Origin of the sequence: Microbispora amethystogenes, from assembly GCF_016863015.1 — a bacterium.
GTDB lineage: Bacteria > Actinomycetota > Actinomycetes > Streptosporangiales > Streptosporangiaceae > Microbispora > Microbispora amethystogenes.
In genome coordinates this window covers 1-524 of the sequence record NZ_BOOB01000165.1, presented here as the reverse complement: position 1 = coordinate 524, position 524 = coordinate 1, and the positions used below count along the sequence as shown (strand labels likewise).

General features: G+C 69.5%; 1 protein-coding gene. It reads left to right on the top strand.

Annotated elements, in window-relative coordinates; translation table 11 throughout:
- Positions 1 to 203 precede the first annotated feature (203 nt).
- Positions 204 to 524: DUF4192 family protein (locus Mam01_RS36185; protein ID WP_204289712.1), on the top strand; the 321-nt coding region annotated here is incomplete at its 3' end.

Genomic DNA, 524 nt, shown 5'->3' with positions numbered 1-524 from the left:
GACGTGCTCACCCCGTGCGTGGGGGAGGACTGCGAAATCACCTTGTACGGCTCCGCCGACGGGATCGACTACCCCGATCGGCGGATCTTCCTTGGCCCGCGCGGCGGCGTCCGCGCCGAACGCTGCTGACCCTGCCGTTTCTCGTTCCCGCTGCCCTCGGCTGACCGTGCCCGGGGGTTTCTTCATGTTCAGGAGGACAACCGATGACCTCTGGTCTGGATCACACGGTACGGCTGAGCCGCCCGGTCGACTTCATCGCGATCGTGCCCTACATGCTCGGGTTCCACCCGCAGCGCAGCATCGTCGCGATGGCGTTCGAACCCGGCGCCGACCCCGACAGCACCACGCGGGGGCTGCGGTTCAGCGTGCGGTTCGACCTGCCCGGCAACTCCGCCGACACCCCGGAACTGGCCCGGCACCTGGCCGAACTGCTCACCCGCAACGGCACCGAGCGGGCGATGCTGATCGGGTACGGCCCCGGCTGGCACGTCACCCCCGTGATCGACGCGGTACGCGGCACCCTG